The organism is Chryseobacterium sp. 22458, from assembly GCF_052044975.1.
GTDB lineage: Bacteria > Bacteroidota > Bacteroidia > Flavobacteriales > Weeksellaceae > Chryseobacterium.
Genome location: NZ_JBQEOA010000001.1, coordinates 167,655 through 192,873 on the forward strand (window position 1 = coordinate 167,655; position 25,219 = coordinate 192,873).

Here is a 25,219-nt window from a genome sequence, read left to right on the forward strand (position 1 = left end):
GCTAGACAGATGCTAAAGTGGAATGTTCCTGTACAAAATTTTCCAGCAGTTCTACCGCTTTATCATTACCTCCTGCAAGATTGAAAGTATTTTGAACCTCCTGAGCGGCAGCTCTGTATTTAGGATTTTCCAATAATTCAAAAACAGTTTCACGAAGAGCTTCTACACGAAGCCTCTTGTATCGGATGCTGATTCCGCAGCCTGCCTGCTCAATTAATTTCGCAATATGGAAATGATCATAAGCAATAGGGGTGATCAACATCGGTAATCCGTTACGGAATGTATCGTTTACTGTATTGAAACCACCGTGGCAGATCACCATATCCATCCTCTGCATCACCGCAGATTGAGGCACGAAGCTGTTTACGATAAAGTTCTCCGGCCATTCTTCAAAGATTTCCGGTGGAGTAGCAGCTACAATGGTTACCGGCTGATCTTTAAATGCTGCGATAATCTTTTCGAAGAAAGCTTTTCTGATGTCTACCAACAACGTTCCCAGTGATACGAAGATCTTTGGAGTGGTAGAAGCATTTAATTTATCCCAGTCAAAAGGAGCATCGTTTGGACGACCTTTTACAGGGCCTACAAATTTCATATGCGATGGTACCGTATCAAAACCGGCAAAGGCCTGTGATGTAAATACCATATTCAGTTTATGTGAATGGATGTAAATACCTTCCTCATGAATGCCTACTTCTTTTTGCAGGTCTTTGATGAGGTTTTGCTGCCATTCCCAGATTTTAGGGGCACTTTTTTCAGTGTCTCCCATAACGTCAGGTGGAACAGGGGTAGTAGTTACGCAAGGAATATTGTGTTTGTGAGCGAAAAGCGCACCTCCGAAAGTGATACAGTCATTCACGATCACATCAGGCATCCAGCTTTCTGTTAATCGGGTTAATCCCGGCATCATCATTTTAGCGAAAGGAACATACGTTTCTTCTAGCGCTAATTTCATCACTTCAGGACCTGAACACGCTGGTCCATCATCCTGTCTTTTTAAAATACGGGCGATTTCTTCCTGATACGGAATAAGATCTTCTTCAGGGTAGAAGTAAGAACCTCCTTCCGGAATATGTTTGCTGTCTAAAGGCGTAATTCCGAACCATTTTACTTCATGGCCACGGGCAATCAGACTGGCTCCCACACTTAATGTAGGGCTTACATGTCCGAAAAACGGCGGAACAACGAATAAAAATTTAGATGGTTTTTCTGGTTTTGAAGCTTTTGTAATGGCTTCTTCCAATAAATTAGCGGCTGTAGATGCTCCTCCTGCTTCCATAAAAGATTGTCCTACTTTTTGAGCTGCCTCACGATAGCTCGGGTTATTTAATATTTGTTGTACTGCCTCTCTCAGATGATTGGCTTTAAATCTGTTGAAATTAAGTCTTTCCCCTGCTTCCGTACGCACCACACGTCCTGCAACGTGCGACTGGTCATACGCAATAGGGATCACGACTAAAGGAATTCCGTTGGATAAGGTTTCAGAAACGGTATTGTGGCCGCCATGGCAAACCACACCATCAAGATGAGGTAACAGATCCAATTGAGGAACCTGCTGATACACCATAAAGTTATCCGGCCATTGCTCGAAAAGCTGTGGATCAGAAACTACAACAACGGTTAAATCTTCCTCTTTAAAAGCATCCACAACCTTTTGGAAGAATGCTTTTTTATGTTCGTGATCGAAAGTAGTTCCGATGCTCACTAAAATCTTTTTGTTGGTAACATTTTTCAGTCTGTCCCAATCAAACTCACAAGAAATACGACGCTCGGTAAGAACGGGGCCCGTGAATTGATATTGAGGTTCCAGATCTTCCATTTCCCCAAAGAAATAATTTGAAGTTAAAACAAGAGCTAAAAGATCTGAAGTTGCAAGAGAACGCTCTTCATTAAAACCTAATTCTTTTTGCAGATCAATGATCTGATTCACCTCCCATTCGTGAACTTTAGGCAGTTCATTCATGATTTTAATGGCAGCCGGAGCGGTAACGGAAGTCGCACAAGGAATTCCTAATGCTTTTGCCGCTACCGGAGCCGCAAATAACTGATGGTCACCGATGACTAGATCGGGTTGATATGTTTTTAATAAAGCAATAATTCCGTTATAGCAATGTCTGTTCAGTGGAATAAGAACCTCTTCGTAAAGGAACTTCACGCTGTCTATTCCGTAGACTACTTTTTTGGAAATAATATCGAGATACTGTTCGCTTTCTTTCTTTTCTGCGTCGGTCTGATCGTACTGGATCAGTAGTAATTTTCCGTCCTCGGGAAGTTTAGCCTCTAAAGTCGGGTCAAGGCTGATCCAGGCTACTTCGTGCCCTCTTTCCAACAGAGTAGCACCGATGCTTAGGGTAGGATTGACATGTCCTGTCAAGGGTGGAACTATAAATGCAAATTTAGCCATGGTTCTTCGTTAAAATATTAGATAAAAACTGAGCGATCGTCTCTGCAATAAGCTGAGGTTCCTGAATCGGAATATTGTGATCGCCGGAGATTAATTCAAGTTCGGATGAACCGATTTGAGTCTGCAGCCATTCTCCTGTAGGTCTGCAGTTGGAATCAGCACCATAAAGCAATAAAGTGGAAGCTGTCAATTGGTTAAAATCAGCTTCACCAAGGAAATGCTTTTCCTTAATCATATCTGCTTTGATGCTGGTTTGATTAAACAGAAACTCATACATACGATGGTTCTTTTCCATTTGTCTTTTGCCCATCTGGACTTTGGTGGTATCTGTAAAATTGGCTACATAATGCTCAAGAAATTCCTTGCTGTATTCATCAATGATGTTACGGGCTTTTTCGTCCTGCGGGTCCGGAGCTTCCATCACCACGAGTTGATTAATGCGTTCAGGATATGTTAATGCTGTTTTTAAAGCAATAAGACCGCCGAAGCTATAGCCTGCAAGATGTACTTTTTCCAGTTGAAGGTGATCTATTAAACCTATCAGATCGGATGACATGTTTTCAAGGTCGTACCCATCCAAAAAGCGTTCACTCATACCGTGACTTTTCAGATCGTACATCACCACATGGAAATGTTTTGCCAGAACAGGGGCAATATTAAAATAATAAATGGACAGGTTACTGAACATACCGTGGATGAGTACCACGGTTTGTTCGGCTCCTTTATTGAGTTCCTGTATATGAACTTGTCTGTTATTGACAGTGATTATTGGCATTCGTAGATATAATTGATGATCATACTAAGGTCAAGATTAATAAGCTGGTCTAGATCCATAGAAGATAACCAACCTGTAAAGTCGATCTGATCGCCAAAATGCGCCTTGATCTTTTCAGAGAAAGAGACAATCTCGATGCTGTCCATTTCAAGATCTTTGGTGAATGAACTTTCCGGAGTAATGTCCATCTCCTCTACAAATTCAGCCCCTATCACTTCAGTAATAAAACCTTTTAATAAAGTAAAAAGTTCTTCGTGGTTCATTTTTAATGTTGCGTTTACAGTGTCCATCCGATAATATAATTTTTATGTTTAATAGTTTTGATTTCAATATTGTTGATCCACAAGTGATCATCTTTTATTTGTTCTACTTCAAAGGCTTTTGGATTTCCTTTCAATCCGGTTCCTAAGAATTTTCCGTAGGCTTCTTTCGCTACCCAGAAACGAGTGGTCCATTCTGCCTGATCTTTTCCTTTTAATAAGGCTAATTCGTTGTCTGTGAATACCAAATCATAGAATCCTTCGCTGCGTTCTTCCATGAGCTCCATATCAATTCCTACAGATTTGCCATATCTCGCAATTCCCACAGCTTCTTTTCCTTTGTGAGCGAGTGAAATATGAATGTCTTCTGTAAAATCACTGATGAGGTAAGGTTTCCCTACTTCATCGGAACGGATTTCAAACGTGATTGGGAAGCAGGCATAATTTTTTTCCTGACGAAGAAGGTTTCTCACGGCATCTTTCACCGCCACACGGCTTACCATCCAGTTTTTCTTCTTGTTGGGTAATAATTGCTGGTGATGCTGTTTTTCCGTCTGGTTGAAATACCTTTTCAGGATAAAATCCCATGAAGCGACTCTGGTATAGGCCTGGTGGAAGAAAAATACTTCCGGAGCAATCTCTTCAGAAAGTCGGTTATGCAATGGCGACATGGAAATATTCCATAAAGCGGCATCAATTTCCAGTCTTCTGTTCTGCCATCCTGTGATGGCGCACCATACTTTTCCGTCTCTTTTAAGAACGATATTAGCAATGGCAAACTCATCATTAAGCTCAGTCTGCATACAGGTGCATTCAAAAATACCTTCCTGATCATGCATGTCTCCGAAGAATTCAATATCTCTGATCTTCACCGGGAAGGCGATACGGTCTTTCACTAAAGTAAGCTGTAACCAAAGTCCGAATAACTGTCCGGCATTATCCAATAGAGATCCTTTTCCGCCATTTCCTTTGATTTTTCCTATGATTCCTTTGGTTCCAACCGCTGAAACTTCAGTAATTCCCTGGTATTTTTCTCCATGAAACATATGCATGTCATAGATTTCTTCAGGGGTTCTTTCAATCGGTAAAAGATCACCAATGGAAAGATTGAACGTTGGGGTAGTAATCGGGCCGGATTTTAAGGTTACTTCTGCATTGGCGAAGTTCTCAATATCCAGATACGCATGGTTTTCTCCACGCCATTGTCCTTTCACGGTTTTCTCAAAAGGCTGTGCTACGTTCATCCACTGGAATACACTTACGTTCATAATTTTATGAACCAATGTTCCCGGGATTTCTGCCTCTGCAATTTCTGCTAACTGTTCAAAGATCATGGTCATGGGGATTACCGGTTCCATATCGGCTACATGAGCCCATCCTTTAGGCTGTCTCAATAAGCTGTGATCGATCAGATACGGATGGCTTTCCAGCGTTACGTACAGATCTTTTGTGAAAGTTGTACTTCTTGGTGCTTGTGGAGCAGTATATTGTGCTACAGGAGCCACCTGAGCAGGACGTGGAATGGTAATCTCCGGACGGTTTTGGAATAAAGTCAATACTTCTTCCTGCATACGGATCATATCATTAACATTGTCCTGAAATGCCTGTACCAGCGGATGCCCACTTTTGGCAGTCATGGCTGAAGCTGAGGCAGTATATTGTTTTGGTGTTTCAAAGGCTTGAGCTAAGGCTTTTATTTCTTTAAAGTTTCGGATAATAGGTGAGCCTAATTCCAGTTTAATACCTTTTCCTGATGCTTTTTTTGATTGTTGCTGAACTTCCAGGAAGTCAAGAGCAATGGTTTTTCCTTCTACAAATAACGAAGCAACAACACGTTGTAGCTGTGCCAATGCAGAACGGGCGGGAACGCTGGAAGGAATGGTGCTGAATGCTTTTCCTTTCAAGGTGTCATCAATAAATCCGATCAGACCACCGGTACCCACCTGAATGAATACTCTGGCTCCTTCCTCGTATAATTTATCTGTCAGTTCACGGAAACGAACAGGTTCTACCAAATGCTCAGCACTCAGTTTTCTGATCGCTGCCTGATCTGCTGGATAAGGTTCTAAAGTGGTTGCAGACCATAACGGAATCTTCGTTTTCTGGAACTGTGCTTTTTCCATTCCCGCAAGGATCACATCCAGTTTATCAGCGATAAATGGAGAGTGGAACCCGGACTGGAACGGCAGTACCTGATGGAAGATCTGTTTTGATTTTAATAATGGAACCAATTCATCCAATGCGGCATTACTGCCACAAAGAATCACCTGATTAGGGCAGTTGTCATTAGAAATATACAGGTCTGAAATTTCAGTGATAAAAGGCTGTACGACATCAATTCCGGCTCCAATGGCAATGAATTTGGAATCTTTTAGTTCAAAAGTTTCAGGATTCAATACATCGATTAAGGCTTTTACAGAATTGGCTTCTGCTAACTCTGATGAATATCCTGCCAGCCATTCTCCTAAACTGTGTCCTGCATTCATGTCTGGGATGATCCCCAGTTTTTTCAATGAATTATCAAGGATACTACAGTTGTTGAAGATGTTTAAAGCATCAGTTAAAAGCCCCTCGCCTTCAGTTTCTATAGGCGCTGTTAATCCGAAATAACGGCTAACACTGTCTACTTCACCTTTTGCCAGACCATCTAAACCAGGGAATACAAAGGCAACTTTGCCACCATCTTTTAATAATGGGGCAGAAGTGTACCAAATGTCCTGTTTGTTTTTCCAGATCAGGTTTTTAGAAACAATTTTAAGGGCTTTTTCTACTCTTGCAGGCGTAGGATCGAATATGGCTACTCTGAAATCTCCTTCTCCTAAAGTGGTATCATTATTTTGTAATGCAGAAACCAATTCTGCATGCGTAGGTCTTGCCAATAGCAATACTTTGTCTTTTTTCGGCATATCATAGCCTTCAAGAACAACGTGTGCATTGATTCCTCCAAATCCGAAAGCGTTTACCGCTGCTACTTTTGGTAATCCGGTTTTTGACCAGTTTTTTGCTTCCTGTACAGGTTCAAATCTTGTATTCTGCATGTCTGCAGTAGGATTTTCACAGTACAATGTTGGTGGTAAAGTGTCATGATGTAAAGCCAGACAGGTTTTAATTAGTCCTGCGATTCCGGCAGCCGGCATAGCATGTCCGATATTGGACTTTACAGAACCGATTCCAGCTACCGGAGCAGCTTCTTCTTTCCCAAAGAACTGTGCTAAGGTCTGAAGTTCTGTTTTATCTCCAAGCGGAGTTCCGGTACCATGGGCTTCAAGGTAACCTAATTTATTTTTATCCAGATCAGCATTGATCCAGGCTTGTTCTAAAGCTTTCAACTGACCTTTTACAGATGGGCTCATCACGCTGGTTCCGTTACCGTCACTGCTTACGCCTACACCTTTAATGACCGCATAGATTTTATCCTGATCGCGAACGGCGTCTTCCAATCGTTTTAGCACGACGAAGCCGCAACCTTCTCCAATCAGTAATCCATCAGCATCCATACTGAACGGTTTGATCTGTTCCTGGCGGGACATAGCACCTAATTGAGCAAAAATACTCCAGAAAGCAGCATTTTGTCCGGTGTGTACACCTCCGGCGATCATCATATCGGAACGTCCTCTCTGAAGTTCCTGTACGGCATGATCTACGGCAATTAAAGCACTGGCACAAGCGGCATCAACGGTAAAAGCAACACCTCCAAGATCAAAGCGGTTGGCTACCAATGAAGCTACCAGATTGGGAATTAATCCCATGGCAGTATCAGCAGCGAAACGTCCTTTTCGCTCCTGGAAAGCGTGTTTTACTTTTTCAATATCAGCGGAAGATACCTGGGGCAGCAATTCCTGCAATAAAGAGGAAATCTGTTCTCCGGTTCTTACAATTTCAATGGCACGGGTAGCTCCCGGCCCGGTATAATTTCCTTTCCCGATGACAATTCCTGTCTTTTCAAGGGAAGTATTCTTTTGAAATACTCCGGCATCCTCTAAAGCTTTCTGAACTAAATCAAGGGTCAGTAAATGATCGGGTTCTGTTCCTTCCACGGCAAGGGGTAAAATTCCAAAAGTGGTAGGGTTGAACTCATAATCAGGAATAAACCCGCCTCGTTTGCAATAGAAACGATCGACAGGGTTGGTGGCATCGCTAAAATGCACCGGATCTATCCTATCTGCCGGAGCGGATTGGGTAGAGTCTACTTTATTGACAATATTCTGCCAAAAAGTATGGGCATCCTGCGCCCCGGGAAAGACGCAGGATAGTCCAACTACAGCAACATCTGTTTTTTTCATGCTTAGTGTATACAGAGGGTTACCAATTATTTCCTGACATGATAAGCACTTGGCTTTCAGTTCCGTATTTTATTTCGTTAAGGAAGATTTCTTTTCCTTCATCCAATGGGATCATGGAAATTCCTCTACGTTCGTATTCAGATTCAAGGGTGGAAGAAACCATTCCTGCTCCTTTCCAAGGTCCCCAGTTGATGGAGATTACTTTTCCTTGTAGTCTTTTATTCAGAGCGTTAGCGTAATCATCCAGTACACTGTTAGCCGCAGCATAATCTGTCTGACCTTTGTTTCCGTATACGGATGCAATACTTGAGAATAAAACAACGAACTGGCAGTCTGTACGAAGTTGTTCAGCCAATACACGAAGTGGTTTTACTTTGGTATCGAATACACGTCCGAAAGAAGAGGTTGTCTTTTGTTTAAATAATTTATCTTCTAAAAGACCTGCTCCGTGGATCACTCCATCTAAACGGCTGTATTTTTCATAAATACTGCTGATTAAATTGCGTAATCCTTCTTCGTCACAAAGGTCTAATGATTGATAGATAATAGTATTTCCAAGCGCTTCCATATCACGGATTGTGCGTAGGATCTGGTTGTTTTTATAAACTTTTGTAGTTTCTTTTTCAATCTCAGCAGGAGAAGTGAATTTTCCGGATTTAATCAGGTAAGCTCTGATTTCTTCCTTAGTCTTCATGCCTTCGAATTCTTTTGCAGAAGCTTCATTTCTTGGGTCTGCTGATCTTCCTACCAAAATATAAGTACATGGATAAGCCTGAGACATGTGTTTCACCAATTCTGCAGTGATTCCCTGTGCACCTCCAAGTACCAATACTACTGATTTCTGATCCAACTGAATGTGAGCTTCATTTAAACTTGTTGACAATGGGGAAGGGATAATGTCTACCTTATGTCTTTGCTCGTTTTTATAAATAACTTCAGCAGGTTTATCGTTGGTTAAGATTTCCTTTAAAGTAATATCAGCAATCTGATCTACTTCCTGAGGAGTGCTTAAGCTGATGAATCTGCAAGTCGTATGATCGAATTCTCTCGCCAAACTTTTGAAAAGTCCAGGATAACCCTGATGATGACGTAAAACACTTACATCAGTTACTTCCTGAATATGAGCAGCAATATCAGAGATTAAATACACCCATTTTGCTTTATCAAAATCAAGTTTTTTAATCAAATCAACATGATCGATGATGCTTGGTTTATCTGTTGCTGAGAACAGGTCTAGCATGATTAATCCGTCAACATGTGAAAGATTTTTGTCTGCGTCTACCAATTCTACGATAGCTCCGTGTTTTTCCAATTCAGTCTTGATGGCTGAGGTTTGTTGGGTATCATCCTGAGTGATGGCGAAACGTTTCCCTTGAAGAACTTCCGTATTTTGTACTGAAGAAGCATCAGTAGGCGTGATGTCAAAACGGAGACGTGATAATACATTGTTAGTTGGTTCAGAAGTTACTTCTTCCTTTACTTCGTTTTTTGTTTCATTGGTTTCACCACTCATTTCACTGATCCAGCTTGCCAATCCACGAAGGGTTTTAATGGCTGCCAGTTTTTCCATCACATCATCAGCCTGTTCAAGGTTTTCACCGAAACCGATCTTGTTTTTAAGATCTGCAATGATCTCCATACGTTTGATGGAATCGATACTAAGGTCTGCTTCTAAATCTAAGTCAAGGCCTAACATTTCTTTCGGATACCCTGTTTTCTCACTTACAATATTTAAAATATCGTTTTGAAGGTTTTCCAATGATAATGCAGACTTAGCCTGTGGCGTTGAAACTGCTTCAGCAACTATTCCGGTTTTTTCAGGAGCGGTTGTAGCTTCAGCCCCAGAGAATTCAGTAAGCCATGAAACTAATCCGCTTAACGTTTTGATAGCCGCCAATTGTTCCATCACCATATCTTCATTGGTATTTCCGTTGGCTAGAGTTCCTAATTCACTGCGAAGTGTCCCGATGATTTCCACTCTTTTGATAGAGTCGATACTTAAATCAGCTTCAAGGTCCATTTCCATACCCAGCATTTCCTGTGGATATCCTGTTTTGTCGCTTACCACCTGTAGTAATAAAGCTTTGATATCTCTTGTAGGAGCAGCTTTTACAGCAACAGCAGTAGCAGCAACAGCCACAGTTCTTTCCTGCTGAACTGCTTGTACCGGAATGGTACGTTCAGGGACAGGAGCCGGCATTGGTGTATTGTAAACAGGCATCGGGTTCACCTGAGGATTCTGTCCCATAAAGGAAAGCATCACATCACGTTGTGCCTGTATCATTAATTTCATGCTGTTTAAATATTCCTGCAGCATACGTTCTGCCGTAGATAGGCTTTCCGGTGCAGGCGCTTGCGTATTATGAGTAGTAAAATTGTTCATGGGAATTGGGTTTATGATAGGGAGTGCACCATTAGCAGGCAATGAACCTGTTGTCGGATGTGCAGCTTGTCCGTTAACACGCCAGATGGCAGGGCTTTTCTTATAAAGTTCAGGCTGATTGATATCCACTAGCTGAACGAAACGGCCATCGAAAAGTTTCTCAATATTAAAGCTGCGCCCGGTTCCTAAATACTGTGCCAACATGCACAATAAATGAGTGAATTTATTACGGCTGCTGTCTTCAACATATAAAGTCAACTGGTCTTTTTCAATACATGATTTTGCCAATCCTGTAAGGACTTTTCCTGGTCCTACCTCGATGAAAATTCTTGCTCCGTCATTATACATCGCTTGCATCTGCTCTACGAATCTTACAGGCTGAACTAAGTGGTCAGTCAATCTTTCTTTGATATCAGAAGGATTCGAAGGATATACGTTTGCTGTTGTGTTAGACCATACAGGGATCTGCATTTCCTGGAAAGGAACGTTTTTTAATACATCAGCATATAAACCTTTAGATTTTGCTAATAACGGGCTGTGGAATGCACATGCCACTTCTAATTTTTTAGCAGAAATACCTTCCTGTTTAAGGACTTCCAGCAGTTTATTGATAGCTTCTGTACTTCCAGCGATAACACATTGAGTAGGCGCGTTGAAGTTAACCGGATAGCATCCTTCCACCTTAGCAATAATCGGTTGTAAACGTTCGTGAGTAACACTTGCAGCTAACATAGAACCCGGATCACCACCTTCTACTGAGTTTAGGATAGATTGAGCTCTCTGAATACTTAAATCAACCAATTGATCTTCTGCAAATACACCTGAGAAACATAAAGCCGGTAATTCACCATAGCTGTGGCCTGCCAGCATATCAGGAATAATTCCTAATGATTCTAAGAATTTAGCTAATGCAAGATCAACAATTCCTAAAAGCGGTTGTGCTAAACGGGTATCTTTAATGGTTTCTTTTTGTTGTTTTAAATCCGCTTCATTGAATGTTGTAGAAGGGAAAACTACTTTTTCAAGCTCAGGATAGTTATCGATAATCTGACGCATAGCCGGGAAGACTACGAATAGATCACGAGCCATATTGATTCTCTGACTTCCTTGTCCAGGGAATGTAAAGGCTACTTTACCTTCTTTTTTACTGACAGTGAAAGTATCTTTAGTCTCTATCCCTAGCAATACTAATTCAATCTTCATCATCAGATCTACAGCAGTATCAGCTACAATACTGAACTGAATTGGTTTTTCTGAACTGATGCTTAAACTGTAAGCAATATCTTTTAATGGAATCTCATCATTGATTTCCAATAATGTTTTGATCTGGCTTGATTGTCCTTTAGCTTCTTCATAAGTATCCCCACGGAATACAAATAATTCTGAAGGCCAAGACTGCATTGCAATTGAGTCATCTTTTTTCGGATGGTTTGCAATAACCGTGTGGAAGTTAGTTCCACCGAATCCAAAAGCACTGATTCCTGCATAACGATTCTTTTCAGTCCATAACCCAGTTTCAGCATGGAAAGAGAATGGGCTGGTTTGTGCGTTATAATAAGCGTTTGGATTCTTAAGGTGAAGGGTAGGAGGTTTTACACCATGGTAAACAGCAAGAGAAGCTTTGATTAAACCTGCTAATCCTGCGGCACACTTGGTATGTCCGATCTGAGTTTTCACAGAACCTAAATGCGTTTGCCCCGGTAATGCACCTGAACGACTAAATAAATTCGTTAAAGCACTTAATTCTGTCTTGTCTCCAACAACAGTTCCGGTACCGTGAGCTTCTACCAACCCTACAGCTGCAGCACTGATTCCAGCCTGAGTATAAGCACGTTCTAATGCTCTTACCTGACCTACTTTTCTAGGAGCAGTCAATCCAAGGGCTTTTCCATCACTGGATCCGCCAACTCCTTTGATTACAGAGTAAATACGGTCACCATCGTTGACAGCATCTTCATATCTTTTCAGAACAAGGATCGCAATTCCTTCTCCAAGAGCGATTCCGTCTGCTTCACTGTCAAAAGTGGCACATCTTCCTTTTCTGGAAAGAGCATGGGTACTGGAGAACATCAGGTAATCATTGATCCCGTTGTGTAAATCCGCACCTCCGGCAAGAACCATATCAGATTTTCCTAATACAAGTTCCTGGCAAGCCAAATCTAGGGCTGCTAAAGATGATGCACAAGCTGCGTCTACGGTAAAGTTTCTTCCGCCTAAATCCAGACGGTTCGTAATCCTACCTGCGATCACATTGGCCAAAATACCGGGGAAAGAATCCTCAGTCGTATGTGGGAACGCTTCTTTCACTTCTTCGTGAAGCTCACCGAAGACCTGCTTGTAATATCCTCTGAAACTATAGCTATTGGCAAGGTCGTTACCACCTTCAGCACCAATAATTACAGAAATGTTTTCTCTGTTAATATGTTTTTCACCATATCCAGCATCTTCCATCGCACGTTTTGCTACCAATAGTGTAAGCAATTGTGTAGGTTCAATAGCGGCAAGAGATTGTGGTGGAATACCGAATGCTAATGGATCAAAATCAATTTTTGGAATGAAACCTCCCCATTTTGAATGCGATACATCTGCTTCATCTGAATCCGGTTTGTAATAAAGTTCTTTATTCCATCTTTCGTCCGGAACTTCAGTCACACTGTCTTTTCCTAAAATAATATTTCTCCAGAATTCATCCAGGTTTTTAGCACCCGGGAAAATACATTCCATTCCTACGATAGCGATATCTAATGGCTTTTCGCTGGATGTTGGTAATTCTGATAATTCAGCGTTTTGGATGTATTCGTAGTTGTCGATACTAACGTTTTGGTGAAGTTCTTCAAGGGTAAGGACTTTATTGTGCATGGTGGCAATCTGCCCGATCATGTACATTCCAAGGTCTAACTGATCATCTTTAGGAATATTTACCAGTTGATCTCCCTGGCGTTCAATTCCTTTAGCGGCAATTCTTAAACGGCCTACATTAAGTTTTTCCAACTTTTCCCAAACTTCTTTTTTGTCAGTTCCGGCTGCTAAAAGTTTAGCTTTCTCTGTATTGAAGTGGTTGGCAAATGTTGTGTTTAAACAACGGGTTTCATGGCCTGGAGCTGTTTCCAATAAAACAGTATCCTTAGCCTGCATTGCCTGTAGCTGGAATTCTTCCTGAATGGCTCCGGTTTGTACAGCTTCCTGAGTATACAGATAAGCAGTTCCCATTAAAACACCCACTTTTACCCCTCTGGCAGCTAACGGAGCAGCCATGATGGAAACGAATGCCGTTGAGAAATCGTTATGGATTCCCCCTGCGAAAAATACACTGATATTTTCCGGATGGTCTTCTTTTAATATTCTTTCAATTTGTTTTTCCCAAAGAACCATGCTGGATAATGGACCCACGTGGCCACCACATTCACGGCCTTCAAAAATAAAGCTCTTGGCTCCTTCTTTAAGGAAAATATCTAATAGGGCAGGAGATGGAACATGTAAGAATGTCTTTATTCCTGCTTTTTCAAATATTTTAGCCTGTGCCGGTCTTCCTCCTGCGATTAAAACGACAGGTGGTTGAGCTTCAAGAATGTAAGAGGTTTGTTCATCTCTTAATTCCTGAGGAGCAAATCCTAAAATACCTACACCCCATGTTTTGTTACCTGCCAGCTCTTTGGTTTCCATTACCAGAGACTTCGCAGAGTTTCCTTTCAATAAAGATAAGGCTACAAAAGGTAATGCTCCGGCTTCTGCTACTGCATTGGCAAATCCGGGAACATCACTTACTCGGGTCATCGGTCCTTGTGCGATTGGGTATTTTAATCCCAGTTCTTGTGCTAATGGGTTGTTCTGATCAATAACCTGAAGAGCTTTTGCCTGTTTCAGATGTCCATGCATGGCTTCTTTAAGTCCAAATGCAAGCTTTTTCAGTGTTCTGAACTCTTCATACAGGTCTGTTGCCAGGGAAATATCCTGGCCCATTGGGATATAGCTATTACTGATGTCAAGATCTGTAAAATATTTTTTAAGATCTTCAGCAGTAATATCATCCGGTAATGAAGGTGAGTTAGGTCTTACCAATACTCTGTGATTGGCAATGATCTTGGTTTCAGTTCCGTTAAGTTTAGAACATAAATCCTTGATGTCCTTTGGAACAGAACTTTCAGGGAATAAAGCCAATTGACTGTCCAGTACAATACCTGCTGCTCCCAAAGCTTTCACGGCTGCGGCAGTATGGAGTCCTATTCCCCCCTGTACCCAAACCGGAATGCTTTTGATTTCATTGATAATACGTTGGAACAATACGAATGTAGATTCGTAACCGATTTGGCCTCCCGCTTCATTTCCTTTAATAATAATTCCTTTTGCTCCTGATTGTTCCGCTTGTTTTGCTTCCTCTAAACTGGTTACCTGACAGATTATATCCAGGTTTGAGTTCTGTTTGATTGACATTCCGGACGGCAGGATGGCAAATGTCACTTTCTCGGGAAATTGAAGTGCCAAAAAAATCTCGTTAGAAATGTGAATACCATACGAAGGTATATCAGATTGGTCAAGGAGGCTCAAAGCTTCCCTGGCAGTTGACAATTCATGCCCTAAGCTTAAAACAGGAAATATACCCGCCTGATGCATTTTAGGCATAAGATTGACATCCGGCCTTTCAAAAGGCGTTAGTCCAATAATGGTTAAGTTTTTCATGGCGTTGATATGTTAGTAAAAAATTTCACCACAAACAGCAACTCTTTGATAGATAGAGCTGATGCCTGCTATGAACGAATAAAATTGGTTCTTGTTATATCTTTAATTATAAAGTATTTTTGGTAATTATTTTTCAATAAAGTACTATCAGCCCGGAAATCTTCTGGGGTAAGTTTGGTATTCAGCTCTTCATAAGGCTTCGGCCTGGCGTTGGTCAAGTTTTTCATCTCATCTATAGTATTGAAAATAATATCTGGTTTCATAATAAAACTCTAATCCTACAGGGATATCAAGTGTTTTTTTATTATGAGTGAATAAAAATAATAAAATTATGATATATGTTTAATCATAAATGCAATTTAGTAATAATTTTTTAACAAATAAATGTTGATTATTCAAACGCTATTAAAGTATACGGTTTATTTTCTTATTCATTATAAACAAGGCGGCACAATCCAAGTAACTATAATTATAAAGAATTATAGTTAAAGAAATGTTAAGCAAAGATAGAAATAAAAAATAAAATATTTCAAAAAGAAGAGATTTGTTTTTTTTAATATTACAAAAAAATAATATGCAGATATAGGCGCTAAACCTAGCTGAACAGGTCTTGCGAAAATCATAAAAATCCCAATTTATTTCACATGAAGCTGAATTGTAATACTATACAAAGATGATAGAGAAATGCTTTTTGTGAATTATTTGCACAGGTAGGTTAAGAAATTGATAATTTTAACAGCAATAAAAAAATTGTTTTATACATATCATTTTATGATTTGTTGTTATTATAATTTTATTTTATGCCGTTTTCCTTTTTAAATTTCTGCAATACTTTAAAATATTAGCCTATAAATTCAGAAACCAAAATTGCAGAATAAAATTTTCAATTTGTTAATCTTATTTTTTTACTTATCAGTCCTGTAATTTATTGTAAGACGATTTTATATGATAGTATTTCATAGCCGTTAATGTCGATCGTAAATATAAAAAAGCTCCGAAATACTATATTTTCGGAGCTTTTTTTATGAGAAGTAATCTTTTTAGAAAATACTCAGATTGTACTGTTTTACCAGATCCAGGATCATGTGATAACCCGCCAGTGAATTTCCATGCTGATCCAATGCAGGACTGAATACCCCGATACCCATTTTCCCCGGAACGCTTACGGTAATTCCACCTCCAACTCCGGATTTACTCGGTAATCCTACCATTCTGGAATATTCACCGCTGAATTCATACATTCCGGCAGTCAGCATTTGAGATTCTATCAGTCTGGCAACTTCGGCATTTTTATATTGGGAATCTCCATCAAAACGAACGCACTGATTGGCAAAGAAATATCCGATTTTTGCCAGGTCTTCAGCAGCAAGTTCTATAGAACATTGTTTGAAATAATTATCCAGCTGATCTTCATTTCCTGTGATCAATCCGCTGTTTTTCATAATATAAAACATACCCCGGTTACGGTGTCCGGTAGATTTTTCAGATTCATAGACTGATTTGCTGTACTCAATGGTTGGGTTTTTGGTAATATATCTTACCATGTCCAGAACTTTAAGGAATGGCTTTTCACCTTCTCCGGAAATCAAGGAAGTGGTAAGGATCGCACCGGCGTTCATCATCGGGTTAAGCGGCTTGCCTGTGGTCTCAAGATTGGAAAAATGATTGAAAGGCCTGTCTGATCCGAAGTAACCCATCTTATCAAACACATTGGCTTCTCCTTTTTCATTCACCGCTACCATTAAAGCGATGATCTTGGAGATACTCTGCATGGTGAATTTTTTATTTACATCACCGGTATTGAATATTTTACCGTTCTTATCCACCACTGAAAAAGCAATAGCTTTGGCATCCATTTTCCCAAGTTCGGGAATATAATCTGCTACTTTTCCCTGGGTGTAATAGGTTCTGTTTTTTTCCAGGATACTGTTTAATGTTTTTTCAGAAATCGTTGAAATTTCAGTCGTTTTCTGAGCATAAGTGGTTGTATGTAAGGAGAGAAAAGCTGCAAGAACAATTCCTTTTGCGGAAAATAAAAAGCTGTTTTTTTTCATAGGGAAGGTTTTCTGATCAATGTTTGGATAAGCCATAGAAAACAAAGATAAGTATTTCGCTTTCGGCAGACAATTCTTCCTCAAAATATCTGTTTTTGTACATGCTGAATTTTAAATTATTCTCTCTGATAACTCAAACCGGGTTATGATATATTGCTTTATTGGTTATTTAATTAAAATATTTTACATTTCGTTAATTATTTAGAAATATATTAAATAAAAATATGGTTTTGGTTTATATTTTAATTTAAAATCATAAAAGTGAATTATATATTAAAAAATAATGTTGTTGCCTGAATTAAACGCTGATTTCTGTTATTAACTATAATGCAAGTGAAATAAAATATGGTATTATATTTATTTAAATTATTGAGCTTCAGTTTGTAAATTCGTAATATTTTTCACGGTTAAATGATTTTTGTGTTATTTTTTTTATTAATTTGGGTTAAAATTAATAACACTTTTTTTAATAACTATGAAAAACAACACCTATTTCAGTAGGCAGCACATCTTCAGATGGCTACTACTATGTTGGCTTTTAGTACCATGGGCACTACAAGCACAATCAGCTCGAATTACATGGAATTCCCAGGTAGGATGCCAGGAATACCGGGGAGAAAAAGGAGGTAATGACGACAACGGTACTACCTTTTCCTTTATCAATTCATCACAGTGTCTCAGGGTATGCGAAGGCAGTACGGTTACCTATATTGTAAGTGGCCAGAATATCTCGTATGTACAATGGAATATCTCAGGAGGAAACTCAACGGTTTCCGGTACCGGAAATACCCAGGCTGTGGTAAATTGGGGCGCTGCTGGCAGTGGCGCTGTACAGGCAACGATTACGTATACAGACGGAACTGTTGAAAATCAGAACATTTGTATCGAAAAAATCAACAGCCCGGTGGCCAAGTTTGAAATGAAAAACCTGAAGTCTACAGTATGCCGGAATACAACAATCTATTTTGAAAATCTTTCTTATCAGAATGGCGGTACTGAAATTATTAATTATTTCTGGGACTTTGGGGATGGTACAACCTCTACAGCTTTTGAGCCGTCTCATGCTTATGTCAATCCGGGAAATTATACGGTAAGATTAACGGTAACTAATAAATGCGGCTGTTCAAGCAGCGTTAAGATGCCGGTTGAGGTACTCAAATCTACTCCTGTACAGATCAACTGTGCTTCAGTAGTATGTGAAGGAAGCGTTGAGAAGTACAATGTACAGGACGGATGTCCGGGAAAATGGAAAGTGATTGGCGGAACCATTGTCAACAATAATGGAAGTGAGATTGAAGTAGTGTGGGATAATGTAGATCCGGCAGATGGCTTTGGCTACGTAATGTATCAGTCTGAATGTGGCTGTCCTGAATGGACAACGATTAAGATCCCCGTGATTTTAAAGAAAGGTAAAATCAAAGGAGAGCCGATTGTATGTACGGGTAAACAGTATATCTACGGACTTCCTCAATGGCCTACTACCAGTGTGAAATGGAATGTTTCCGGACCGGGAACGGCTATACTGGACTATAATCAGCAAAGAAATGAAGTTCTTTTTACGGCCAACCAGCCTGGAACCTATACGCTTACTGCAGACTATTTCAATACATTATTGTCATGCAGCGGACAGACTTATATTAATATTGTAGTAGAAGCACCTGTACTGATCAGTGGAGGAGCGGATGAAATCTGTGTAGGTACATCCCAGTCATTTAATGCTAATCCTAATGTACCGGTTACATGGAAGGTGGTTACAGGAAACTCTGTATACACATCTCCTCCTACTACAGGAACATTTAGTTATAATTTTGCAACAGCAGGTTCTTATACCGTTACAGCAACAAAAGTAGGGGGAGCCTGTGAAAGCAACCCGATTCAGGTTAAAGTATTACCAAATCCACAACCGCCTACAGGGCCAATTGTTGGGGAAGAAAAAGTATGTCCGGGTAAGCCTTATATTTTTAAGCTTAATTCGGTTGATCCGGGAGTGGTACCTGTATGGGAAGTAACCAACGGAACGATCCAGGGAAGCAACTCAGGAGCTTCTGTGACCATCGTATTTAATGCCAGTGCTTCACAATATGTAATATCGGTACGTAACAAATTGACGAGTAGTCCGGTAGGATGTCTTTCAACTCCTATTTCCAGGACTGTAGTACCGCTTGATCTTAATACAATTACCATTAATCCTAATCCGGGGCCTTTCTGCCCGAGCAGTACAAAGACCTTCAGTGCAAATCTGAATGGAATTACTCCTGATTCAATGGAATGGAGCTTTGGAAGTTCTAATTTCGGAAGTATTGTAGCAGGACAGGGAACAGCTAATATTACTGTAAATTTCAACGAAATTACCACTACCAGCACTTCAACTCTTAAATTAAAAATAACGAAATGCGGAACGGTAAAAACAATCGAAATTCCAATCGCTTTACAACCGCTTCCGGTAGTTAAATTTATGAATGTTGGAAAAATATGTTTAGGTTCACCTCTTACCTTTACGGTTGATCAGGGAACAATTACGTCTGCAAGCAGTGTAACTTTCACTTTTGCCAACGGAACAACCCATTCAGCTGTATTTGATATTTCCGGAAGTTATACCTTCCCGAATAACAGTTATATTCAGAATAATACCGGGGGAAATATTTCCCAGACGGTTATCGTAACGTATGCAGGAACGAACGGATGTAATTATACCCCTACAGCATCAGCCAGCTTTATAGTACTGCCTGAAACGATCATTACGATTTCACCGGTATATAATATAGTGGTTTGCGATCCTGCTACCATGAACCCGCATACTCTTACTGCCAACAGTTCTACAGGGCTTACGGGGATTAGTTCATGGCAATGGTATAGAAACGGAGTACAAATTCCAGGGGCTACCAGCAATTCGTATACGATTTCAGGGCCTAATGCCATTGGAACCTATATGGTTCAGGCTACAGATATCAATACCTGTGTAGTGTATTCCCAGGAGGTAAGAGTGAGACAGTCCTGCTCTACCGGTAGTGGCTGTACAGGAACAGATCCTCAGATCAGCTTTACACCAAAATGGGTAGAATGTAACAAAATTACCGTAACCAATCTGTCTTACATAGGAACTGCGGATGAGATTATATGGGAATCAGATCCTATTCTGACCTTGGATTCAGGTCAGGGAACGTCTCTCCCAGTGTATAAAACCACTATGCCGGCTGCTCATATCGTTTTTGTAAGGATAAGATTCGGTTCATGCTGGTATACCAAAGCTGTGGAAGTACAGAAAAAGTATGAAGCTAAATTTAACGAAAGTCTGGTATGTAACGGCAGTAACGGCTATACGCTAAAACTGCACAATACTTCTACAATATTCAATATCACCTCAGCGATATCATATACGTTCAGCGGAGGCGGACAGCCTGATCAGTACGGGCAAACAGCTACTTATACTAATCTTGCACCGGGTACCTATACTTTCACTATGACCATGGTGGCTGCTGGATTCCCGTCATGCAGTATGACGAAGACTATTACGATACCGCCGGTTCCAGGCCTAAGCTTTACAAGTCCTTCTAAAGTATGTGTAGGAGAAGTTATTAATCTGACTCCTGTCGGATATAATCCTGCGAATACCTATACATGGCTGTTCTCCAATACTTCTATAATAGCTTCAGGCCCTACCACTGCTATTGCTATTAATACAAGTGGTCCTACCAATATAAAGTTAAGAATCAAAACTCCTCAGGGATGCGTTTTTGAGTCTGCCAATGCACCTATTAATGTAGTAGCAGCTAACTTGAACGGAAGTATTAATCCTCTGTCTGTTGTAGCTTGTGTCGGAAGTAGCCCGGCAATTACATTTGTACCTTCAGGAGCTGCTCCGTCAGGCTATATCTGGATGAATGGTTCACAGCAGGTAGCAGGAGCTCCAAATTCTGCGACTTTTATTCCGACCCAGTCCGGAAACTACTGGCCGATATTGATTTCGGCAGACAATTGCAGAACGGAAGTAATGAGCTCTAAACTGGTACCGGTAACTCTGAAAAACCTTCCATATGTGAATATTTCAGGTAAAGCGAATATCTGTGCCGGATCATCAACAACCCTGAATGGTATTGTGACGGATAACACTCTTGAATATCAGTGGAAAAAAGGAGGTTCAGTAGTGATACCATGGTCTTCTGCTGCTGCTCCGATCGTCTATAATACAGGAGCATTAGCTGCAGGAACTTACGTGTATACTCTGGAAGTACGTACTCCGGGAACATCGGGATGTATGAGCACTAAAAACTTTACCGTTACAGTGAGCAGCCCGCCACCGGCAGTGTCTATTACTTATACTTTACAAAGCTGTCAGCCTTATAGAGTGAAATTAACGGCTTCAGGCGGCGCAGGAGATTATAACTGGAGCAACGGAATGGTTGGCCAGAGCATCACCGTGAATGAAGGAGGTGCTTATCAGGTAACGTATACTGCACCAAGCGGATGCAAGGTGGTAGGCAATACACAGGTACCATTGAGTCTTGAAAGTCTGATGTGGGTATTCCCTACAGGCTGCTATGATGAATGCTACAGAAAGAGTTATGTAATAGGGCCAAAAGGAATTTTTGATCACCATGAATGGCAGTACTTCGGAAGCAATGTTCAGGGTGGAAATAATGCCTTTATCAATCCGTATTATCTTGGTTCTGCAGGAACTTACAATTTACAGATCGATCATTTCGGATGTCAGTATACTTCAGGACCATTGAACTATTTCCCTGGTAAAGAATGTGGTGTATCTACAGAATGTAGAATGGAGGGTGACCTTTACATGAAATGGGATGGAGATCACTTCAACGTTTACGGTGTGATTTATAATAGTTCAGGACAGGCGGTAACGCTTACCATATCAAGTGGTAATGGGGTTGGTAGCTATCTGCCGTCTATGATTACTATTCCGGCAGGAGGGTCATATGATATGAATGCCAATCCGCTGACTTTCTATCCGAATGTTAACTACTCCGGTTGGGATGAGATCTTATTCATCAACGGAGAATGTAAGTTCGCTGTAAAAGTAGATGGACAAGCCGGTAAAGCAACAGAGAGAACATTAAAAGTAACTTCTGATTCTTCTCTGAAAATGATACCAAATCCTGCGAAGGAAAGAGTGAAAATCTCGTATAACACAGGCAGTGAAAAACTGCAGGCTAAACAAGTTACTGTTTTTGATGCCATGGGCAATGTCAAATTCCGTAAAGAAATGAAAGCATCTTCCGGAGAAGTGGATGTAGAAATTTCAGGCTGGCTGCAAGGTGTTTACATTGTTATTGTACAGACGGGAGATACCTCGATGCAGGGCAAACTAATTAAAAATTAGTAATGTATAAATCAGTGTTCTCTTCGGAGGACACTGTTTTTTATAATATGTGAAAAATAAATGAATTTTATGATACAATTAAAAAACAAAATCTGGAAATTACTTCTACTACTTCCTTTATTATCTTTCGGCCAAACGTACCAGTGGCAGTGGGCAAAGCAGGTAGGTGGAGCCAATGGTTCTGCCGATCCGGGATTTCATATTCAGTATGATGAATCGATCCGGGATATTGCTGTGGATAACAATAACAATACTTATTATCTGACAACGGTATGGAGCCAGGATCAGAATCTGAACGGCACATCTGTTACAAACTATGGGCTTCGTGATCTCTTTCTTTTTTCTACGGATTGCCAGGGGAATATAAGATGGACAAGAACTATAGGAGGGTCCGGATTGGGTGAAAATGCATGGCATATTGAGCTGGATAATAACGGTGGATTGTATGTGATGGCCACTCTTTATAGTCAGGCGGAAGCTACTGATCCTAATGCGGTGCCTATACATTTTGATGATACCCATACCATTCCTCCCTTTACCTATGTGGATGTGGATACGGTAGATCCGGGGTATAAATCTGCTTATTTGTTGAAATATAATACATCTGACGGTAATCTGGCATGGAGCAAATCCTTACAGGGAGATGTTAATTTTTTAAGCAGACAGTGTGATGTTCAGATGATGTATATGGATTCTTCCAAAAATATTCATGCGGTTATGGGATTCAGAGCAGGTACTCATTTGGATGGAATGATTACTGTTCCTTCAACCTATACGTCAACCTATAAATATTATCTGGTAAAGTTCAGTTATAATAATGGAAATATGATTCCCGGGACCCCATTGGCCCTTCCTATTACAGGAGGAGTAAGCACAGGGGGAGATGACGGAAAAGTAAATTTACTTTATGATGAAAGTCTGAACCGTTATTACCTGGCGGGAAGAAGAATGTATGGTGAATCCAGTACTGATTATGAAGCGTTTTCCTACAATAATATTCCGTTTACAAAAGACGGATACTTACTGGCATTTGATGGAACAACCGGCGCAGAATTGTGGCGCAGGGAGCTGGATGGCTATGTACCGGGAATTGTGGATAATGAAATTCATTCTCTTATCAAAGATTCGGAGTCTTCAGATATATTTATTTCCGGACGTTATTTTGCCGGAACAGCTGCGGGAACTTTCGGAAACTATACTTTTCCTTTGCCTAACTATACAGGCCAGGTGCCTTTCGTGATGCGTCTTAATGCAGACGGAGCGGTGCAGTGGGCTAAGATTGCTGACGGAATTACCACATACGGAGCCTATCGTACCGTAAAAGGAGTATTGGCCCTTAACGGAAATGAGCTGGCGTTTGCCAAAGGAAGCTGGAATGATATCTGGGGAAGCCATGCCATGACACGTCCCAACGGAGATCTGGCAGATCCTTTATTGGTACGTTTCAATAAAAACACAGGTGCTGTGATCGGTGCAGCGGAAATTTACAGCAGTTATAATTCTCAGGATGAGTTTACGGCTATTGCAGTAGACCATGATGGCAACTATATTCTGGGAGGGGTTTTTCATGCTCAGTTATTTACTGATCCTAATGATGGAGTCAATACGATGCCTGTAAATGTAATAGGAGATAAATCCCAGTCTTTTTTCACAAAATATGCTCAATCGGCATGCGGCCAGATGTCTGTAGAAGAAACCTCTGCTCAGGCCGGAATACAGCTATTCCCTAATCCTGTACAGGATGTTCTTCATATACGCAGTAAAGAACCGTTGGTTTCTTATGAGATCTACGGTGCAACGGGGCAGCTGGTTAAGCAGGGAGTTTTAAGCATGATGCAGGAGCAGGTTGTATTATCATCTCTTCAGACAGGCGTGTATTATATAAAACTTAAAACCAGATCTTCAACAGTAACGGAAAAGATATTGAAGAAATAAAGATCTGAACAGAATTGAAACTAATAACCTTTATTATATGTGCAGTGTTCTCTTCGGGGAGCGCTGTTTTTTTATATTTTGAAGAAACAATTGATGTATTGTATTTTTGTAATCCTTTTTTGAAAATGATTTTAATCCTGTATTTATCCGATTGTTCACTATTTTTGCAGATATTAAACTATCCGGATACATTACCCTTATGAGCGATACATTTTCTGACAGCCATCAGGTAAAAGTAGTTTCTACTTTCTCTGAACTTGTGAATACCCATTTCCAGGGGATGATGAATGCTGCCTGCTGGTACAGGAATCTGGACGGAGATTTTAAAGAAATCGTGTCGAAACTTCAGTTAGATGAGAATATTACAGAAATTTCCCGGGAAGATCTTTTAGCATTACAGTTATCGGAAAACGGAAACACCGCAAGGAAAATTATCTTAAATGATCTTCAATTACTGACTGATTTCGGAGCACAGCCTTCTCTTAATCTGCTTAAATGCTATGAACGGGATGATGAATTTGATTTCATCTCAACAGATGTGTACTCCTATCATGTAGACCGTTCACCCATAGGCACAGATACTTTTTTATGCACTTATCACGGTGCAGCGAGCGATATTATTCCTAATGATCAGACTGTACAGAAAATCTTAATTCCTGAGATCCGGGAAAAGCTGAAAATGCTTCATGATGGACCGGAAAGTGAGTTTGAAGCATTCCTGAAGGAAAATTATTTTGATCTGCATTATCAGGCAAATCCTGATTCCCAACCTGTCAATTTAGGCTCAGGTCATCTATGGCGGTTGGCGGTAGATCATCCGGAACAGCCGTCATTACCTTGTGTACACCGGGCGCCTGTAGAAAATGATGGGGAATACAGACTGCTTTTAATTTGTTAGGCAGTTCTTTATCTTCATGAAATTATCTGAGTAATAAATAGGTATTTTTCTCTGGAAAACGGTTGAAACAACTTCTGTTTTTAATTATGATCTGCCTGATCTTATTGTTTTATCTATTTTATATGTAATATTTTGATAAATTTGAAAATACCTTAGCTGTTAGAAAAATTATAACAATTTTGAAAACTTTGACAGCTTAGAGAATTTACGAA

General features: G+C 40.3%; 9 protein-coding genes. 3 read left to right on the forward strand and 6 right to left on the reverse strand.

Annotation, left to right across the window (positions count from 1 at the left end; genetic code table 11):
* Window position 1: 1 nt before the first annotated feature.
* The 6 genes from ACTJJF_RS00820 to glsA all read right to left on the reverse strand — a co-directional run bounded on the left by ACTJJF_RS00820 (window position 2) and on the right by glsA (window position 16,836).
* Entirely contained in the window at window positions 2-2,404 is a 2,403-nt protein-coding gene (locus ACTJJF_RS00820) for a glycosyltransferase (protein ID WP_440698346.1), read from the reverse strand.
* Entirely contained in the window at window positions 2,397-3,179 is a 783-nt protein-coding gene (locus tag ACTJJF_RS00825) for an alpha/beta fold hydrolase (RefSeq protein WP_440698347.1), read from the reverse strand. Before ACTJJF_RS00825 ends, ACTJJF_RS00820 begins: the two co-directional genes overlap by 8 nt.
* Window positions 3,170-3,469 carry an acyl carrier protein gene (locus ACTJJF_RS00830; RefSeq protein WP_002977699.1) on the reverse strand — a complete coding sequence of 100 codons (300 nt, stop codon included), beginning with the start codon at window positions 3,467-3,469 and terminating at the stop codon, window positions 3,170-3,172. Before ACTJJF_RS00830 ends, ACTJJF_RS00825 begins: the two co-directional genes overlap by 10 nt.
* Window positions 3,457-7,722: a beta-ketoacyl synthase N-terminal-like domain-containing protein gene (locus tag ACTJJF_RS00835; protein ID WP_440698348.1), complete on the reverse strand. Its 4,266-nt coding sequence runs from the start codon at window positions 7,720-7,722 to the stop codon at window positions 3,457-3,459. Before ACTJJF_RS00835 ends, ACTJJF_RS00830 begins: the two co-directional genes overlap by 13 nt.
* A 19-nt stretch (window positions 7,723-7,741) precedes the next feature.
* Complete coding sequence (locus tag ACTJJF_RS00840; RefSeq protein WP_440698349.1) at window positions 7,742-14,782, reverse strand: SDR family NAD(P)-dependent oxidoreductase; 7,041 nt, start codon at window positions 14,780-14,782, stop codon at window positions 7,742-7,744.
* 1,040 nt (window positions 14,783-15,822) lie between these two features.
* Window positions 15,823-16,836, reverse strand: a complete 1,014-nt coding sequence (gene glsA, locus ACTJJF_RS00845; protein WP_440698350.1) for a glutaminase A — start codon at window positions 16,834-16,836, stop codon at window positions 15,823-15,825.
* A gap of 475 nt (window positions 16,837-17,311) precedes the next feature.
* Between glsA and ACTJJF_RS00850 the strand changes: the two genes are divergently transcribed.
* The 3 genes from ACTJJF_RS00850 (at window position 17,312) to ACTJJF_RS00860 (ending at window position 25,007) form a co-directional block, all read left to right on the forward strand.
* Window positions 17,312-22,174 carry a PKD domain-containing protein gene (locus ACTJJF_RS00850; protein WP_440698351.1) on the forward strand — a complete coding sequence of 1,621 codons (4,863 nt, stop codon included), beginning with the start codon at window positions 17,312-17,314 and terminating at the stop codon, window positions 22,172-22,174.
* A gap of 69 nt (window positions 22,175-22,243) precedes the next feature.
* Window positions 22,244-24,109 (forward strand): T9SS type A sorting domain-containing protein, encoded by a 1,866-nt coding sequence (locus ACTJJF_RS00855; RefSeq protein WP_440698352.1) that lies wholly within the window; start codon window positions 22,244-22,246, stop codon window positions 24,107-24,109.
* Between the two features lie 199 nt (window positions 24,110-24,308).
* The gene (locus tag ACTJJF_RS00860; RefSeq protein ID WP_440698353.1) at window positions 24,309-25,007 is read left to right on the forward strand and encodes a DUF1826 domain-containing protein; all 699 of its coding nucleotides are present in this window, start codon (window positions 24,309-24,311) and stop codon (window positions 25,005-25,007) included.
* Window positions 25,008-25,219: the final 212 nt, after the last annotated feature.

Coding starts and splice junctions, on each gene's coding strand:
- ACTJJF_RS00820 (WP_440698346.1), bottom strand. CDS start 2,404: ATGGCTAAATTTGCATTTATAGTTCCACCCTTGACAGGACATGTCAAT.
- ACTJJF_RS00825 (WP_440698347.1), bottom strand. CDS start 3,179: ATGCCAATAATCACTGTCAATAACAGACAAGTTCATATACAGGAACTC.
- ACTJJF_RS00830 (WP_002977699.1), bottom strand. CDS start 3,469: ATGGACACTGTAAACGCAACATTAAAAATGAACCACGAAGAACTTTTT.
- ACTJJF_RS00835 (WP_440698348.1), bottom strand. CDS start 7,722: ATGAAAAAAACAGATGTTGCTGTAGTTGGACTATCCTGCGTCTTTCCC.
- ACTJJF_RS00840 (WP_440698349.1), bottom strand. CDS start 14,782: ATGAAAAACTTAACCATTATTGGACTAACGCCTTTTGAAAGGCCGGAT.
- glsA (WP_440698350.1), bottom strand. CDS start 16,836: ATGAAAAAAAACAGCTTTTTATTTTCCGCAAAAGGAATTGTTCTTGCA.
- ACTJJF_RS00850 (WP_440698351.1), top strand. CDS start 17,312: ATGAAAAACAACACCTATTTCAGTAGGCAGCACATCTTCAGATGGCTA.
- ACTJJF_RS00855 (WP_440698352.1), top strand. CDS start 22,244: ATGATACAATTAAAAAACAAAATCTGGAAATTACTTCTACTACTTCCT.
- ACTJJF_RS00860 (WP_440698353.1), top strand. CDS start 24,309: ATGAGCGATACATTTTCTGACAGCCATCAGGTAAAAGTAGTTTCTACT.